The sequence below is a fragment of the Shewanella algae genome, assembly GCF_009183365.2.
Lineage (GTDB): Bacteria > Pseudomonadota > Gammaproteobacteria > Enterobacterales > Shewanellaceae > Shewanella > Shewanella algae.
The window spans coordinates 3,252,495-3,268,503 of the sequence record NZ_CP068230.1 but is presented as its reverse complement, the minus strand read 5'-3'; the positions used below and the strand labels follow the sequence as shown (position 1 = coordinate 3,268,503).

Here is a 16,009-nt window from a genome sequence, read left to right as displayed (position 1 = left end):
CCGTCATTGGGAGCCAGGTTTCTTTATTCGTGCCCACCCTTGCGGGCTCTTTTCTGCCGGTACATCTGGCTGTCTGCCAGTTTCAGGCTGTACTCCATATCGCCGTTGAAAGGCGCGATGCCGGCACTGAAATAAACGGCAACCTCATCGGCTGCAAGCCTGGCCTCGGCCTGCTGTAAACGTTCTCTGAGCCAGCTTTCACTGCCGTAGCAGAGCAGCACAAATTCGTCGCCGCCAAATCGGCTCACCAGGGCCGGTGGCGGGCAGCTGCGTTTCAGCTCGGTTGCCAGACGCTTGAGGGCAAAGTCACCGGCACCGTGCCCCAGGTTGTCGTTGATCTTTTTCAGGTTATCCATATCCAGCAGCACCAGCATGCTTTCCAGCTTGGTCTTGGGCTGCCATTTTTGCGCCTGTTCTTCAAAATACTTACGATTGGCCAGCCCGGTCAGGCAGTCAAAATTAGCCAACTGGTGGATCTGGCGGGACTTTTGATACAGGGCAATGGCATTGGCAGCTTCACGGGTTAAAATAGCCACCAGATCCCTGTCATAGGTGCTGAAACAGGCCAGCAGTGAACTGTCTAGGTTGAGCATGGCATAGAGCTGACCATCGATATGGATTGGGCTGGACAGGGTGGCCCGAATGGGAATGCTGGCGGCACTCAGCAGCAGGGCCTGATCTTCGGCGCTCAGGCTACTCTGGGAGTTGATTTTGCGCATATCGTTGACCACGACTACCCGGTTGCAGCGGCCATCGGTCAACCTGTATTCGAAAGACTGCTCCAGAGTCATATTCAGCTGTTGCAGCTTGGCCAGATCCAGCCCGAGTGCAGATTCAAAATGCAGCTTATTGCTGCCGGGTTCCACCAGTATGATGGAGCCCATTTCGGCGCCATCAACCATGGCGACTGCCTTACCGAGCAGGGCGTTGAGAAAGGCGTGTTCGGTTTCGTATTGACTGGAAAGATGCACTAATTCGAAGGTGGCTTCGTTGATCCCCAGCACCTGCTCCAGGTGTTGCCACAGTCGGCCCAAGCGCCCTTGATGGACAAAATAACCCAGGCTGTAGGCCAGGAAATAGATGATAGAAACCCCGCCCCACTGCAGCCAGGGAAGCTCACCGGCCGGGCTGGTGACCCAGAACAGTAAGGCTATCAGCAGCAGAGGCAGTAACAGAAGCAGCAGATGATAGCGCAGATCCAATGTGTCTATCTTCTGCTTTCTGAGTCCGTTCTGATCCAACAAATCCTGAGAATCCTAAAGTTATACCTTGAATCAAGGTCAGAGGCGGGCGAGGGGGCCCGCCCGTTTGTCAGCCAAACTCCGCCAGTATCCACATAAGTGGCGCCTGATATTGCGCCGGCATCCACTGCTGAAGCCTGGCAATGCTGTCGGCCAACGCGTTTTTATCCAGTACCGACAGGTTCAGGTGGCCTACCTTGCGGCCGGGGCGCACCTCTTTGTCGTACCAGAATAGCTCGGCATTGGCCAGGCTCAGCCAACGGTCGTCCTTATCTATGCCTATCAGGTTGACCATCACACATTGGAAGTTAACCTGAGGCGTCATCAGTGGCAAATCGCACAGGGCCCGCAGGTGCAACTGGAACTGATCCATATGGGTGCCTGCCTGAGTCCAGTGCCCTGAGTTGTGCACTCTGGGCGCCAGCTCATTGACCAGCAGGTGATCGCCCACCCGGAAACACTCTATCGCCATCACCCCCACATATTCCAGCTCATGCATTATGCTGCAGAGCATGGCTTCGGCCTCGGCCTGCAGCGGTTGCAGACGCGCCAGGGGGGCTATCGATGCCATCAGAATACCGTCCTGATGCAAATTGAGCGTCAGAGGATAAAAGAAGCACTCGCCGCTGCGGCTGCGAACCCCAACCAGAGACACCTCTTCATCGAAGGGGATCGCCTGTTCGGCAATCGCTTGATTGCGCCAATCGGCCGGGATGCTGGTCGACTCGGCTTGCTTCAGCCAGTGCTGACCCTTGCCATCATAGCCGCCGGTGCGGCGTTTCAGTAGAACTCTTTCACCATATTTGTGATAAAGATCATTGGCTTGGGTGTTATCGTCCAGCAGTTCCCAAGGCGCAGTGGCCACCTTGAGCTGATCCAGCAGGGATTTTTGGGTGTATCTGTCGGCGAGGCGGCCAAATACCGGGCCATTGATGAAATGACAGTGCTGCGACAACTGCAGGCTCAGAGGGGACTCCGGCCACTGCTCACGCTCGGCGGTAATAATATCTGTGTCTGTCAGCGGCAACTTTTCATCACTTGGTGCCATGATATCCACGGGGCGGACATCTATGGCCAGCGGTTGGCCGGCATGACGCAACATGGCACCCAGTTGGCCATCGCCCAGTACCCAAACTCTCTTGTCAGCCATCTCAGTCTTCCCTCGGATCCGGATTATCCAGTACCGCGCGGGTTTGAGCTTCGCGGAAGGCTTCAAGGCGCTCGGCCAGTTGAGAGTCTTGAGTTGCCAGCATCTGACAGGCCAGCAGCCCGGCGTTGAATGCCCCGGCTGTACCTATGGCCAGCGTTCCCACGGCAATACCCTTGGGCATCTGCACTATCGACAACAGGCTGTCCATGCCGCTGAGAGCCTTGCTTTGTACCGGCACGCCCAGTACAGGCAAGCGGGTCTTGGAAGCTATCATACCCGGCAGGTGAGCGGCGCCGCCGGCACCGCCTATGATGACCTTGTATCCTTTGTCTGCTGCTGATGCGGCAAATTCCATCAACTTGTCTGGGGTTCTATGGGCCGAAACCACTTCGACATGGTAGGGCACCTTGAGAGAATCCATGATCTCTGCGGCCGCCTCCATGGTGGGCCAATCACTCTTGGAACCCATTACAACAGCAACGAGGGCTTGCATGATAACTCCTTAACTACTGATTTTATTTATAATATTTTGCCTGTTTCCAGGTCGGGTACAGTAACGGAAGGTGCAAACCAGTTCCATGCGTGCTCTGCGTTGGCTTACAGGCCTGGATGCAAGGCGTGGTTCGCAGCTTCCTTAACCCGGCGTTGTTCCCAAGGCCGGGCGATAATGGCTGCAGATAATATCATGACAGGACGGCGCGCGCTGCCCTTGAACACTGTGTTTCGGACAAAAATCAGCCCGAGTAAAAGATGCGATAGAGGCGGCCTTGGGCATCATCGGCTACCAGTAAGGAACCATCCGGTAACTGCAGCACATCGGCGGGGCGTCCGGATACGGTTTCGCCCTTGAGCCAGCCTTCGGCAAACACCTGAGGTTCACCGGCCTTGCCTTGTTTTATCGGCACGAAACGCACTCGATATCCCACCTTGCTGGACCGGTTCCAGGAGCCGTGCTCGGCAATAAAAATGCCGCCATGATAGGCCTTGGGGAAGCTGTCGCCGCGATAGAAGGTCATCCCCAGCGCTGCTACATGGGCACCCAGCTTGACTTCAGGAGGGCTGAAATCGGCAGGCTGCTTACCTTTGCCGAATTCAGGATCCAGGGTATCTCCTTGATGAACGTAGGGATAACCAAAATGTTGGCCGCGTTGACTCAAATGATTGAGCTCATCGGCTGGCATATCGTCTCCCATCATGTCGCGGCCATTGTCGGTAAACCACAGCTGACCACTGACTGGGTCGAAGTCGAAACCAACGCTGTTGCGCACACCGGCGGCTTCGAGCCTTGGTTGTTTGCTTTGGAGGTCCAGGCTGATTATTTTGCTGTAGTCGCTGCCGGCATCACAGATATTGCAAGGCGCGCCAATGGGAATATACAGGCGGCCGTCGGCGGCAAACTTGAGGTATTTCCAGCCGTGATGCTTATCTGAAGGTAAGTCATCATAAAAGATTTGGTAGCTCGGGGAAGCACTCTGACTCAGCTGCTGCTCAATATTGTCAAAGGCGAGAATTTGGCTCACGGCGCCCACATAGAGAGTCTGGTCCCGAAAGGCTAGCCCGGAAGGCATATTGAGCCCGGAGGCGATCACTTTGACCTTGTCGTGGCGGCCATCGGCATCTGTATCTATTGCCGCATAGACTTTACCTTCGCCGCGACTGCCGATAAAGAGTGTGCCCTGGCTGCCAAGCGCCATCTGGCGGGCATTGGCGACATTATCCAGATAGACTTCTATCTCAAAGCCCTGGGGCAGGCGGATATCCTTCAGTACCGATGGTGCTGAATTTTCAGCCAGTGCAGAGCTACTCACAGTAGCTGTCAGCAAAGCCGCCGTAGAGAGAGTCGCTGCAAGCGAAATAGCGCGGCGCAGCGGGCGCAGTGAAAGGGATGAATGCTTAGACATAAGGCCTCCTTGCGGTTGGGCATATCAGTATGACTTGAAATGAAGGCGAATAAAAAGGGAGGCCAAGCCTCCCTTCAATTTACTTTCTAGCCAGCCCGTTATTTGGCGGATGCTTTGCTGCCAAGGGCGGTGCTTTTTTCCATCAGCCCCAACGCCGACAAGCCGGTGATCACGTCCAAATTGGAGGTCATGCCGTTGCCGCCACTGCCGTTGATATAGTTCTTCGGCATATCCACCTTGAAGTTGGGCAGGTTCTGATACAGGGAGTTGGCCACATCCCGGTTCAGCTCGGCCAGATACACCTTCTCATGGGCACCCAGGGCCTTGTATTTCGCCGCCAGTACGTCGGCTTCGGCTATCCCTTTTTCACGGATCGCCTTGGCCTCAAACATGGCCGAGGCCGAGTTGGCTTTCTGGATCTCCAGGTTGGCCTGGGCGATTTCCAGCTCCTTGGCCTTGCTCAGGGTGGCGATATCTTTCTTCTTGCGTTCTTCCACCAGTTCACGCTCGGCGATTTGCCGCGCCACTTCAACCTCTTTTTGCTGGGCAATAACGGCCAGCTCTTTGGCACGTTGGGCATCCTGTACTTCGCGGGTACGCTGGATCTCTTTGCGCAGCTGCTCTGTCTTGGCCTGGGCCTTGGACGTTTCCTGCTCCTGAATGGTGCGGATCCGCTCGGCAACCAGTTTTTTCTTATCAGTCAATAGCTTGTCAAGCTGATCTTCCGGCTTGGGATCGCCGATAGTGACCTGGGTGACCGTGATGCCATAATGTTTGAGCGGGTTATCCTGACGTACCGGATTACCGCTCTTGTCGGTAATAGGTACTGTCTTCCACACCAATTGTTTGGTGGCTTGCAGCTTGTTGGAGTCTTCCTGATCGAAGCCAACCGGCACCAGATCCACCTGCTCGACTTCAACCTGGCGCCGCTCAGTGGTGTAGATACCGTTGCTGAGCTGATCTGACAATTGTGCCTTGAACTGATTGAGGCCGCCCTGGAAAAACTCCTCGCCGGTATATTGGGTCGAGGTGATCACAGTGACGTTGCGGGCGTTCTTGATCAACATAGTGTCAATCAGGTTGTCGTTGGAGCGAAACTCCCGATGCATCGTCTTGAGCTGCTCGGGATCATAAGACAGCTTGAAGCGGAAAGTGGCCGGTACCTGGCCTGTGTAGGTATCGGCAAAACGTACCTGCAGCGCCGGCAGACGTTGGTAGAATACCTCGCCCTGGTTGTTGCCAAAGGAGACGGTAACGACCTGATCATAGCGGGTTATTTTCGACAGAAACGGCATGCGAAAGTGGATGCCGGGCTCGGTGAACACATCCAAAGAGCCGGTAACATTGTTTTGATGCACATAGGTGTAACCGGCATCTGTCATCAATACTGAGCTTTGGGCAATACCCAGGGCCGCCAAAACGCCCACCCCAATCAGAATGCGCTTGGGGGTAAAATAGGATTTAAAACCTGAGGCACTTTTCAGTTCCATCTAATCTTCCTTAATTGAGTTCCAATACGAAATTGACATAATCCGGGTATTTCTGCTGCCAGGCATCATCAAAGAAATGCCCGCCCTGATGCGGTTTGAGCTGCAGTTGATTACCCGGGCTAAAAAATTGTTCCAGCTGTTTATCCAGCGCCAGATTACTGCTGTGCTCCTGTTCGCCGTATGAGATAACCAGTCGCTTACCGGCGGGCGCCGAAGCCTTGAGCTCGGTTTGCATACCGCCTGCAGACAGCAGCAGGGCGCCGACATAATCATTCGGGTGTTTGGCCAGCAGGTGAGCGCTGTGAAGGGCACCCTGGGAAAAGCCCATCAGTGCCACTTTCTGCTTGTTGACAGGGCTGTTCTTTGCCGCCAGGGCTAAAGCTTGCTGCACCGCCTGGTGACTGGACTCGGTTTCGGTTCTGGCCCAGCGGAAGCTGTGCTCATTGAGCTTTTCCGTGCCGTTGATCCCGATAAATATTGCCCGTTCACTTGTCAGCAGTTTGGCCATATGGGCGCTGTCACTGCCTTCTGTGCCATAGCCGGATAACCAGACCAGCACAGGCCAGCCACCGTCAGGGGCAGCCCCCTGAGGGCGGTAGGTATAAGCTGTACCGGCATCTTTTGCATGCTGAGGATAACGGCGTTTAACCTTATCCAGTACGGCGCGGTATTCATCCGAGTCCTTGATGCCGGCAAGTTCGTCGTCTTCCTCAAGCATTATCTGTTGCCACAGGCCGCGGCTGTCGGCCAACTGCAGCATTTCGATTGCCTGGTCTTTAAGTTCCAGCATTGCCAGAGTACCGGCGGCTTGATAGGGCGCCCAGATATTGCTGCTATCGCGCTCTGTGGCCATCAGGTAATAGGCGAGGGCGCCAGCGTAGTTGTCGTAGCGGTTTTTTTCTTCATCCCCTTTGGCGATAAAGTCTTCCGCATTGGCGTGACTCAGATACAGGTTGGCTATCGGGCTCAACGCCTGCCAGCGGATCTCCGCTTCCGTTTTACCCTCATCTGCCTGCGCCAATTGGCTCATGCAGAGCAATCCTAGCCCGGCACCCAGCTTCAACAGGTTACAGAGCTTTGTTTGTTTGGCTTGCATCCCCAGTCCTTTGCAATGTATGGCGGCAATTCAATATTGCGCCTTTTTTATCCTGTGCTTTTTAATCAGCGCCCTTTCCATCAGCGCGCATACTAGCAGATTAACTTTAGTGGGGGGATAGCCAATTTCTTACAGTTGTGTCAGTTAGGGAAGGTGCGAATAAGTCCTCGTGGCACTCTGGCTTGCACAGCAATTGGCGTTCAAGGCATCTGACTGAAGGCATGCCGGGGCCTGTCGAGGTCGGATAACGCAGAGAGCCGGTTGCTGTGAAAGCCCCGAAGGGCGTGGCTTAGAGACCTGCCTGCTGTGTTGTGCTTCTTGCAAAGGACTAGGGCCATTTGCTGCGAACCACGCCTTGCATCCAGGCCTGTAAGCCGACGCAGAGCACACATGGGACTTGTTCGCACCTTCCTTAGTTGCGATTGAAACTGCCATGTCTGTTGCCGGCGGGATAAACAAGCGCCCGGATAACTCCGGGCGCAGGCAGAAAAAGAGCTCGGCGTTGCCAAATTATTGGGCGGGTTTCTCCTTGGCGGTAGCGCTTGAGTCCGGTGCCGTGGAATCGACGGTTATCTGCGGTACCTGCTCTTCAATCAGCTCTCTCAAGGTGGGATAGAACTTGAGCACACCTTCGATAGGCTGAACCTTGGCCTTGGCCAGTGTTCTAATGGGCTGGAACTGCAGATCGGCAACCAGCAGACGGGTATTGTTGCTCTGGCATTTGCGTATCAATTTATTCAACGCGGCCATACCACCGGCATCGAGAATGGACACCCCATCCATATAGAGCACTATGACTTGCTTATCCTGGGTCATCTGCGCGATTTCAGCGAAAATGCGCTCCGCCGCGGCAAAAAACAGTGGCCCGTTGATCTTCAGTACTACCCAGTCGTCCGGTAGTGGCCGGTCGATGTAGCGCTTATTGTTGCTGATATCGTAGAGACGGGTCATCTCGGCGATCTCTTTCATAAACAGCAGGGCCGCCAGCATGATCCCGAAGGAGATGGCGATCACCATGTCGAACACCACAGTCAGGAAAAAGCAGCTTAAGAATACCCAGATATCGCTGCGCGGCGCGGTTTTCAGCAGTTGCCAGGCCTTGGGGGCTTCGCTCATGTTCCAGGCTACAACCAGCAGCAAGGCCGCCATGGCAGCCATCGGCAGGAAGGACAGTAAGCCGGCCAGTGCTACCAGCCCCAGGAGTACCACCAGGGAGTGGATAATCGCCGATACCGGGCTAAAGGCACCGGCCTTGACGTTGGCCGCGCTGCGGGCGATGGCAGCTGTAGCCGTGATACCGCCAAAAAATGGGGCTACTATATTACCTATCCCCTGGCCAAGCAGTTCGCTGTTGGCGCTGTGACGCTTGCCTGTCATGCCATCGAGCACTACGGCGCAAAGCAGGGATTCGATGGCGCCCAACATGGCGATGGCAAAGGCAGCCGGAGCCAGCGCTTTTACCATCTGCCAGGAAAGCCCCAGAGGTTCCCCATCCGGCCCAGGTTGCAACCAGGGCCACTCAAAGCTCGGCAGGAAGGGGGGAATACCATTGCCTTGGCTGCCATCGGGCAGCAGATAATGGAAGCGGCTGCCTATGGTTTCTACTTCAAGCCCCAAACTGCCGAGCAGCAAAGCCAGTAGACTGCCGACAATGATGGCTGGCAGATGCGCCGGCACCGGCAATTTCAGTTTTGGCCACAGCAGCATGACAGCCAGAGTGACCAATGCCACCACTAAGCTGGGAAAATCGGTTTGTGGCAGCGCCAGTGCCAGCACCTGCAGTTTTTCACCGAACTGCTCCGGCATGCTGTCTATGGGCAGACCGAAAAAATCTTTCAGCTGCAAAACTGCGATGACCACACCTATCCCGGCGGTAAAGCCCAGCGTCACTGACTGGGGAATATATTGGATCAGGCGACCAAGGCGCAGCAGCGCCATGGCTATCAGGATAACGCCTGACATCATCCCCGCCATCAACAGGCCGGCGAGGCCAAACTCCTGGGCTATGGGATAGAGCAGCACCACAAAGGCGGCGGTCGGGCCAGAGATTGAGTAGCGTGAGCCGCCGGTGATGGCGATGATAAAGCCGGCTATGATAGCGGTGTAGAGACCATATTGAGGGGCTACGCCACTGGCGATAGCCAATGCCATGGCCAACGGAATGGCGATAATCCCCACAGTGACCCCGGCCATCAGATCCTGGCCAAAGTGCTTTCCACTATAGCCTTCCTTGGCGATGACTTCACGCAGGGCATGGCCCAGGCGCAAAGAAAAGAGTTGGGTTCTGAAATTGCTTATGTGAGGCACGTCGACAGGGCTCCAGAAAATCGAACCGGATTGTGACCGGGAAAAAAGAGCCGCTATTTTAGGCTTCTGCAAAGGCGTCTTGTGTGACGCGTGACTCAAAAGCTAAATTTTAAGCTTTTTTTTGAGCTAGAAGTGTGTTTGGTCGAAGCGGTTGTGCTTCTCACGTTTCCCCGTCTCTTTTTCTCTGCCTTGGTCGCTTGGTGTTTCTCCGCCATCATCCAACGGCGCTTTGGCTTATTTGCAAGATTTGTTGGGGACTCAATAACCCTTTTGCTTCTGTTGCCCGTTTGCAATAACAACAGCCGAATATGGAGAAATGTTATGAAGGCGATAATGTTGCCTGGCAAGTGCAAGGTAAATCAGAAAGGGAAGATGAGGATAAATCAAAGCGCCGCCATTGCCGGGCGCCGCTATCATCTTAGCCTGTTGGCCATCTTAGTTGGCAGTTTGGGGTTGGCCGCTTGCCAGCCACAGCAGTCCCATGAGCCACCCAAGGTCGCCAATCAAGCGAGCGAGGCTCAATTCCCTGAGGTTGAAACAGAGGTACTGCCAAGCAAAGACCCCGGGCAGGATATCGCGAACGCTGTCACCCATGCGCAAGCCCAGAAGTTAGCCGTCAGCGCCGCTGCATCGCCGCGGGCCTTGTACAAGCCGAGTGTCCAGCCAAGAAGCTTGAGCGTGCCCTCTGAATTGACTCTGGCGGATGTGAATTATCCCAGCGCCACAGTGCTTGCCAATGGCTCGGAGGTGTATATCGCTAACGGCATCATGGTGGCGGGCGAAACGCCGTTATCGACCTTTTCCGTCGACGTGGACAGCGGCAGTTACAGCCTGATGCGGCGCAGTATCAACCTGGGAACATTGCCCCCCAAAGGCACGGTGAGAGTCGAGGAGTTGATTAACTATTTCGACTACAACTACCCACAGCCGGACAAAGGCGAGCCTTTCTCCGTCAGTACTGAGTTGGCACCGTCACCTTACAATGAAGGCAAGATGCTGCTGCGTATCGGGCTTAAGGGCTATGAAGTGCCGGCCAGTCAGATAGGCGCCGCCAACCTGGTGTTCTTGCTGGATGTTTCCGGCTCCATGTCATCGCAGGACAAGTTGCCGCTGCTGAAATCGGCCATCAAAATGCTCAGCGATACGCTCACCTCGCAGGACAAGGTGTCGATAGTCGTCTATGCCGGTGAGGCCGGCGTAGTACTGGACGGTATCAATGGCGCCGATTGCGAGAGCTTAGACGCCGCTTTGGCTGAGCTTAAGGCCGCCGGTGGCACCAACGGCGGTGAAGGCATCCAAACAGCTTACCGTTTGGCCCGCAAGCACTTTATCAGTGGCGGGGTAAATCGGGTTCTGCTGGCCACCGACGGCGACTTCAATGTAGGCCTGACCAGCAGGCAGGAGCTGCTGGCGCTGGTTGAACAACAAAAGCAGCAGGGGATAGGCCTGACAACTCTGGGGTTTGGCCTAGGCAACTACCGCGACAGCATGTTGGAGCAGTTGGCGGATAAGGGTAATGGCCAATACGCTTATATCGATACCCTCAACGAGGCCCGCAAAATCCTGGTGGAGCAGCGTAGCGGCACCCTGCTGACCATAGCATCGGATGTCAAAGTGCAGCTTGAGTTCAACCCGGCGCTGGTGGCCGAGTATCGCCTCATCGGCTATGAAAACCGCGCCCTCAAGCGGGAGGATTTCAACAACGATAAGGTCGACGCCGCCGAAATGGGCGCAGGGCATGTGGTGACGGCCCTGTATGAGCTCAGCCTTACGGATTCAAATAATCTGGCCAACGATGCATTGCGCTATGGTCGCGACCCTGTCAGCGGCAAGGAAAAATATAGCCGTGAAGAGCTTGGCTATCTGAAACTGCGAGCTAAACCACCCTTGAGTGAGAGTAGCAAAGACAGCAAGAGTCAGCTTTATACTCATGCCATTCGCCTGGACTCGGCCCAAAAGTCGCTTGCGCTCGCCAGTGATGATCTGCGTTTTGCCGCAGCGGTAGCCGGGCTTGGGCAACTGCTTAACGGCTCAGTGTATCTGCATGACTTTGACTGGCGCCAGGTCGCCGAGCTTGCCGATTCGGCCAAGGGCGAAGACCCATACGGTTATCGACATGAGTTTGTCAGCCTGGCTCGCAGCGCCGCACTGTTGGCCGAGCAAGGCGCGCTTAAACCCGGACGCAAAACCGTGGCAGATAAACTCAGCGCCGAACCTATGTCCGAACCCATGCTTGAACTTATGTCAGCCGCCGGATTTAAGCCGCTGGAATAAGAGCATAGGCAAAACTGAGACCCAGAGTCACGCCATTGGGGTTTACAGTCCAATGGCGTGGGGGCAAACTCTCATCCCAATAGCCAATATATAGGCCCGGCCAGGGGAGAGAGAATTTGGAACAGCAAAGGCAAACGGGATTGCCAAGTGGAGAGGATGAGACCTGGATGCTGGCTTATGCCGCCGGAGATGCCCAGGCCTTTGAGCGCCTCTATCTTAAACACAAGGGCGGACTCTACCGGTATTTTGTCCGCCAGTTAAGCGATATGGCCTTGGCTGAAGACTTGTATCAGGAAACCTGGAGCCGGGTGATTAAGGCGGCGCAGAGTTATCAACCCAGTGCCAAGTTTACCACCTGGTTGTACCGGATAGCCCACAACCTGCTGATTGACCATGTGCGGGCGGTCAAACCGGTCGACAGTCTCAGCATAGATGAGGATGAGCCGGATGCGCAGGCCAATCTGGTGGGCCCACAAACCGCCGAGCCGGATAGCGAGCTGCTGCGAAGTCGTCAGGTCGCCTGGCTCAAGGAGTGCATAGGTCTCTTGCCCCAAGTGCAGAAGGAAGCCTTCTTGCTGAATCAGGAGTCCGGGCTGACGGCGCAACTGATCAGCGAAGTAGCCGGGGCGACGCTGGAGGCCACCAAGAGCCGGATACGTTATGCCTATCAGAGCCTGCGTGACTGTTTGGGACGCAAGACCCAGGAGAGCATTGAATGACAGAGAACAAACGCGATGATGCTGCCACGCCAGAGTCGCAGATAGATGCGCTCTATCGTGAAGGTGCTGTCGAGCAGCCGCCCCAGACCTTGGATCTGCAAATTCTGCAGCAGGCGAGGGACAACTGCCGCCAAGCACCAGAGGTGATCCGTCCGGCGCCCGGTTTCTGGCAAAAGCACAGATATGGCCTATCCGCCGCGGCTTCTGTGATGCTGGTGGCAGGGCTGTTTATTCTGAATCCCGAACTGCGAAACTCATCGGCGCCGCAGCTTAGTGCTCCAGCCAGTTTGGAAATGAGCCCGCAGGCAGATAGCGCTGAACATGCGGCGCAGCCCGCCAGGCTGCAACCTATGGCGCCGCCGCAGCCCATGACCGCCAAGCGAGCGGCACCTCAGGAACAAGCTGTTCAGCAACAGGACATGCCTCCTCAAGAAAGTGCTGCAAAGAATCGCGCCGTGGCAGAGGACACTGTGCAGCAAAGAGCGAGAATGGCTCCCAGGCAGCAACAAGCTCTGGCCGCGTTGCCAAGGGATATCAACGGCCGTTTGGATCTGCTGACAAGTGCCATCGAAGTCGGTGAACTTGAGCAGGCAGCGGTGCTGGTACGAGGCATAGCCGCAGATCATCAACTGACGCTGCCGGATACCTTGGCCAAGGCCTTGAGCGCAAATGAGGCGGCCCAGCTGCAACTGAAGCAGCAGTCCTTTATCCATCAGGATACGGCGCCCGAGAATGCGCAAGTGCTTAATAAGGAGCAGAGCGAGCGCTGGCAAGCCTTGCTTGAGCGTCTCGAGCAGAGTCTCGAAGCCAAAGATAATCACTGAGGCTAAAGACTGAGCTTAACTTAAAAAGAGTTATCGGGAAGCCCGTCAGTTTCAATCCATCACGGGGCAGGGAGCCTGCCCTCATTTTAATAACAGGAGTTTTTATGTTGACCGCCGATGATGTTATCCAGGCACTCGAGCTTGAGCCCCATGTTGAGGGCGGGTATTTCGGTCGTTCATTCGTCTCGGACAGCCGGTTTGATGACAGCCGTAACCTGTGGACCAGTATCTACTTTATGCTCAAGACGGGTGAAGTGTCCCACCTGCATCAACTGACAGCCGATGAGATGTGGTACTTCCACAGCGGTGAGTCGCTGACCATCTATATGATCTCCGAGCAGGGTGAACTGACCGAGGCGCAACTCGGGATGGACTTGGCCAAAGGTGAGCGGCCACAGGTCTTGGTGCCCAAAGGCACTATTTTTGGTTCGGCAATGAATAACCCGGGCTATTCGCTGGTAGGTTGTATGGTGGCACCTGGCTTTACCTTCGATGACTTCAAGCTGTTCGGCCGTGATGAACTGCTTGAGCGTTTCCCTGAGCATCAGGCGTTGATAAACCGCCTGACCCGCTAGCGGGCGTTACAAGGTTAAGCTTATTTGAGCCGTAACTTTATAAACCGCCTTTTTGAACCGTCAAATCCCCTGGGGCAGGTGTCAACCTGCTCCCTGTCATCTTGCGCCTATACTTGAAGCATGAGTTGCAGCATAAGTGCTACATGCCCATTGCATAGGTGCTGACTCAAACCTATGTATCTATGGTCATCACTTGTATCTACGGTCATCACTGTTCGGCTCAAAGGCTTGGACCGACTCAAGTGCTTGGATTGTCCGAAGGGGGTCTGCATGCGCTGTCTGTGTTGTCTGCTGTTGTTGCTGTTTGCCCTCCCGACATGGGCTAAAGAGTGCCAGCAAGGCCTGACACTGGCCTACAATGATTGGCCTCCTTACGCCTGGACAGACGCTTTTGGCCAGCCGCAGGGACTGGACATTGAGGCCAGCCGTTTGATCAGCGGCAAGGTGGGGTGTCCGCTGAGTATAGAGGCGATACCGGCCAAGCGGGCACATCAGATGTTGAAATCCGGCCGTATTGATCTGCTTGCCGGGGCCACCAAATTGCCACAGCGGCAGCTTTATGCTCACTTCAGCCTGGCTTATCGCAGTGAAGAGGTGCGTATCTTCGTCAAACAGGGGCACCAAGCCGTCACCCAGGTGCGGCAATGGCAGGACGTGTTCTCACAAAGGCTCAGGCTTATTCTGCCCGGTAACGGCTGGTATGGCGCCGACTATCAGGCATCCAAGCAGCGTTTGAGTCAGGCTTCGCTGTTGATCATCAGCCCCAACGCTTCCCAGGCGGTACAGATGTTGGCCTACGACAGGGGCGATGCGGTAGTGGGTGACTCCCTCTCAGTGCCTTTTATTGCCGGTGAGCAGGAAAAACTGCGGTTGGAGGCGCTGCAACCTGTGTTGGCGCAGGACGGGATCCATCTGATGTTGAGCAAGGTCTCGGTTGATGAAACCTTGCTCGAGCGTTTCAATCTGGCCATTGAGGCACTGGAGGCCGACGGCTCTCTGCCGGCGCTGCGGCGTAAGTGGCAGCAGATCTCCTACGCCAGACTCACCTTGACGCCGAGCGTCGAGAGCGATCTTCATTTTGGGGATTATCCCCGGGCCCCTTGATCTTGGCTCTTCTCGGAAAAGACAGCGCAATGGAACCCGGGAGTAACAGCAAACAACCCAGGCTGTATGCCAGCAGATCCAGCCAGTCGAAGTGGCTGCCGATAACGATTCGTGCCAGGCGAATATGGCCCAGTCCCAGCTTATCCACCAAGCCAAAGGCCTGGCCAAACTCTATGGCGAAGGCAAATGCCAGTACCAAGGGAAGCAGCAGCCGACTTGCCCAGGGGCTCACGGCTTTAAGGGCGCAAAACATCAATATCACTACCAGCAGATCGCCGATAAACCCGCGGATGACGCCGGGCGGGGCGTAGCGGGCTATCAATACTTCAATACCGAACAATAAAACCGTGGCCAAGGCAAAATGCCAGCGCTTCAAGCCATCGAACCAGGGCACAGGTTTCATTGGGTCTCTCCCGTCAGCAAGTCGGCGTTTTGCTCGGCAAAAAGGTGCATCTGCTCCAGCAGCGGCAACAGTGCCATTCCAAGCGCGCTGAGACGATAGTCGACCCTGGGTGGCACTTCAGGGTAGAGAGTACGGGTAAGTACGCCGTCTTGCTCCAGCTCCTTTAGCTGAGCGGTCAGCACTTTTTGACTGACACCGGGTAGATGCCGTTTTAGGTAGCTGAAGCGCTGTGGCTGCTGTTGCAGCAAGAACAGGATGGCGGGCTTCCATTTGCCGCAGATCAGCCGCAGAACCTGATAGGCCGGGCAGAGAGGGGCTTGCTGATTGAGTGTCATAAGGCTGGGCGCAAGTTACTTTGGGGTAACTATGCCACCAATTTGTGCCTCCTTGTAGCGAACGCGCAGCAGTTTTATGATTTTATCAGGAAGGTCCTCACGGCGCTCTCTTGAAAGAGAGCGGCTAAAACAGTGACAGGCGTTCAAAGCCTATGACTTGTTTGCATCTTCCCTGACATTAATCCGCAAACCAAGGGGAGGGTTGAATGACCACTCTATTGCAAATCGATTTTGAATTTCCCGCCGAAATGATGGGCGATGCCCTGACTGAGCAGGCCAAACCTCTGGCCGAGTCAATTACCCGGGAGCCGGGTTTCATTGCCAAAATCTGGACCGAAAACCCACGCAGCGGCGAGGCCGGTGGCATTTATCTGTTTGAAGATGAAGCCAGCGCCGAAGCTTACGCCTGCATGCACTCACAACGAGTGGCGGCCATGGGCGCCCACAACATACGCATCAGGCTGTTCGATGTGAATGAATCCTTGAGCAAAATTACCCACGGCTGGCCGCTATCAGTTTGATTTTTCAGTATGCCTGCCGACACATTTGCTAAAACTTCTGTCGTCGGCAACAGCTGAATCCCGCTGCTT

At 55.3% G+C, this 16,009-nt stretch carries 15 protein-coding genes; 6 read left to right on the top strand and 9 right to left on the bottom strand.

Translation table 11 applies throughout. The features are described 5' to 3' along the window. Positions 1-23: 23 nt before the first annotated feature. The 7 genes from E1N14_RS14670 to dauA all read right to left on the bottom strand — a co-directional run bounded on the left by E1N14_RS14670 (position 24) and on the right by dauA (position 9,185). Positions 24-1,244, bottom strand: a complete 1,221-nt coding sequence (locus E1N14_RS14670; protein WP_062793957.1) for a sensor domain-containing diguanylate cyclase — start codon at positions 1,242-1,244, stop codon at positions 24-26. Positions 1,245-1,311: 67 nt separating this feature from the next. Next, positions 1,312-2,391, bottom strand: a complete 1,080-nt coding sequence (purK, locus tag E1N14_RS14665; protein ID WP_025010943.1) for a 5-(carboxyamino)imidazole ribonucleotide synthase — start codon at positions 2,389-2,391, stop codon at positions 1,312-1,314. Between the two features lies 1 nt (position 2,392). Then, positions 2,393-2,884 carry a 5-(carboxyamino)imidazole ribonucleotide mutase gene (gene purE, locus E1N14_RS14660; protein WP_025010942.1) on the bottom strand — a complete coding sequence of 164 codons (492 nt, stop codon included), beginning with the start codon at positions 2,882-2,884 and terminating at the stop codon, positions 2,393-2,395. A gap of 241 nt (positions 2,885-3,125) precedes the next feature. Beyond that, positions 3,126-4,292 (bottom strand): PQQ-dependent sugar dehydrogenase, encoded by a 1,167-nt coding sequence (locus tag E1N14_RS14655; RefSeq protein WP_081782953.1) that lies wholly within the window; start codon positions 4,290-4,292, stop codon positions 3,126-3,128. Between the two features lie 98 nt (positions 4,293-4,390). After that, the gene (locus E1N14_RS14650; RefSeq protein ID WP_025010940.1) at positions 4,391-5,782 is read right to left on the bottom strand and encodes an SPFH domain-containing protein; all 1,392 of its coding nucleotides are present in this window, start codon (positions 5,780-5,782) and stop codon (positions 4,391-4,393) included. Between the two features lie 10 nt (positions 5,783-5,792). Continuing rightward, positions 5,793-6,878, bottom strand: coding sequence for an alpha/beta hydrolase (locus E1N14_RS14645; protein WP_025010939.1), 1,086 nt, complete (start codon positions 6,876-6,878; stop codon positions 5,793-5,795). 510 nt (positions 6,879-7,388) lie between these two features. Then, positions 7,389-9,185 carry a C4-dicarboxylic acid transporter DauA gene (gene dauA / locus E1N14_RS14640; protein WP_062793889.1) on the bottom strand — a complete coding sequence of 599 codons (1,797 nt, stop codon included), beginning with the start codon at positions 9,183-9,185 and terminating at the stop codon, positions 7,389-7,391. Positions 9,186-9,557: 372 nt separating this feature from the next. Between dauA and E1N14_RS14635 the strand changes: the two genes are divergently transcribed. The 5 genes from E1N14_RS14635 (at position 9,558) to E1N14_RS14615 (ending at position 14,681) form a co-directional block, all read left to right on the top strand. Next, positions 9,558-11,459: a vWA domain-containing protein gene (locus E1N14_RS14635; protein WP_082813138.1), complete on the top strand. Its 1,902-nt coding sequence runs from the start codon at positions 9,558-9,560 to the stop codon at positions 11,457-11,459. Between the two features lie 167 nt (positions 11,460-11,626). Further along, on the top strand, positions 11,627-12,178 hold the full coding sequence (locus E1N14_RS14630; RefSeq protein ID WP_062793888.1) for a sigma-70 family RNA polymerase sigma factor: 552 nt from the start codon (positions 11,627-11,629) through the stop codon (positions 12,176-12,178). After that, a complete protein-coding gene (locus tag E1N14_RS14625; RefSeq protein ID WP_025010938.1) occupies positions 12,175-13,002 on the top strand; it encodes a polyadenylate binding domain-containing protein in 828 nt (275 codons plus the stop codon). Before E1N14_RS14630 ends, E1N14_RS14625 begins: the two co-directional genes overlap by 4 nt. Before the next feature lie 104 nt (positions 13,003-13,106). Continuing rightward, positions 13,107-13,577: a cupin domain-containing protein gene (locus tag E1N14_RS14620; RefSeq protein ID WP_025010937.1), complete on the top strand. Its 471-nt coding sequence runs from the start codon at positions 13,107-13,109 to the stop codon at positions 13,575-13,577. A 270-nt stretch (positions 13,578-13,847) separates the two neighbouring features. Continuing rightward, the gene (locus tag E1N14_RS14615; RefSeq protein ID WP_025010936.1) at positions 13,848-14,681 is read left to right on the top strand and encodes a substrate-binding periplasmic protein; all 834 of its coding nucleotides are present in this window, start codon (positions 13,848-13,850) and stop codon (positions 14,679-14,681) included. Here the strand turns inward: E1N14_RS14615 and E1N14_RS14610 are convergent. Together E1N14_RS14610 and E1N14_RS14605 are read right to left on the bottom strand one after the other, a co-directional pair. Then, positions 14,620-15,084: a ribosomal maturation YjgA family protein gene (locus E1N14_RS14610; RefSeq protein WP_025010935.1), complete on the bottom strand. Its 465-nt coding sequence runs from the start codon at positions 15,082-15,084 to the stop codon at positions 14,620-14,622. The two genes, E1N14_RS14615 and E1N14_RS14610, sit on opposite strands and share 62 nt — an antisense overlap. Beyond that, positions 15,081-15,419, bottom strand: coding sequence for a winged helix-turn-helix transcriptional regulator (locus tag E1N14_RS14605; RefSeq protein ID WP_025010934.1), 339 nt, complete (start codon positions 15,417-15,419; stop codon positions 15,081-15,083). Before E1N14_RS14605 ends, E1N14_RS14610 begins: the two co-directional genes overlap by 4 nt. 206 nt (positions 15,420-15,625) lie before the next feature. On the opposite strand from E1N14_RS14605, the gene E1N14_RS14600 reads away from it, so the two are divergent. Next, a complete protein-coding gene (locus tag E1N14_RS14600) occupies positions 15,626-15,940 on the top strand; it encodes a monooxygenase (protein ID WP_025010933.1) in 315 nt (104 codons plus the stop codon). The last annotated feature ends 69 nt before the right edge of the window (positions 15,941-16,009 follow it).

Coding starts and splice junctions, on each gene's coding strand:
- purK (WP_025010943.1), bottom strand. CDS start 2,391: ATGGCTGACAAGAGAGTTTGGGTACTGGGCGATGGCCAACTGGGTGCC.
- purE (WP_025010942.1), bottom strand. CDS start 2,884: ATGCAAGCCCTCGTTGCTGTTGTAATGGGTTCCAAGAGTGATTGGCCC.
- E1N14_RS14655 (WP_081782953.1), bottom strand. CDS start 4,292: ATGTCTAAGCATTCATCCCTTTCACTGCGCCCGCTGCGCCGCGCTATT.
- E1N14_RS14650 (WP_025010940.1), bottom strand. CDS start 5,782: ATGGAACTGAAAAGTGCCTCAGGTTTTAAATCCTATTTTACCCCCAAG.
- E1N14_RS14645 (WP_025010939.1), bottom strand. CDS start 6,878: ATGCAAGCCAAACAAACAAAGCTCTGTAACCTGTTGAAGCTGGGTGCC.
- E1N14_RS14635 (WP_082813138.1), top strand. CDS start 9,558: ATGAGGATAAATCAAAGCGCCGCCATTGCCGGGCGCCGCTATCATCTT.
- E1N14_RS14630 (WP_062793888.1), top strand. CDS start 11,627: ATGCTGGCTTATGCCGCCGGAGATGCCCAGGCCTTTGAGCGCCTCTAT.
- E1N14_RS14625 (WP_025010938.1), top strand. CDS start 12,175: ATGACAGAGAACAAACGCGATGATGCTGCCACGCCAGAGTCGCAGATA.
- E1N14_RS14620 (WP_025010937.1), top strand. CDS start 13,107: ATGTTGACCGCCGATGATGTTATCCAGGCACTCGAGCTTGAGCCCCAT.
- E1N14_RS14615 (WP_025010936.1), top strand. CDS start 13,848: ATGCGCTGTCTGTGTTGTCTGCTGTTGTTGCTGTTTGCCCTCCCGACA.
- E1N14_RS14610 (WP_025010935.1), bottom strand. CDS start 15,084: ATGAAACCTGTGCCCTGGTTCGATGGCTTGAAGCGCTGGCATTTTGCC.
- E1N14_RS14605 (WP_025010934.1), bottom strand. CDS start 15,419: ATGACACTCAATCAGCAAGCCCCTCTCTGCCCGGCCTATCAGGTTCTG.
- E1N14_RS14600 (WP_025010933.1), top strand. CDS start 15,626: ATGACCACTCTATTGCAAATCGATTTTGAATTTCCCGCCGAAATGATG.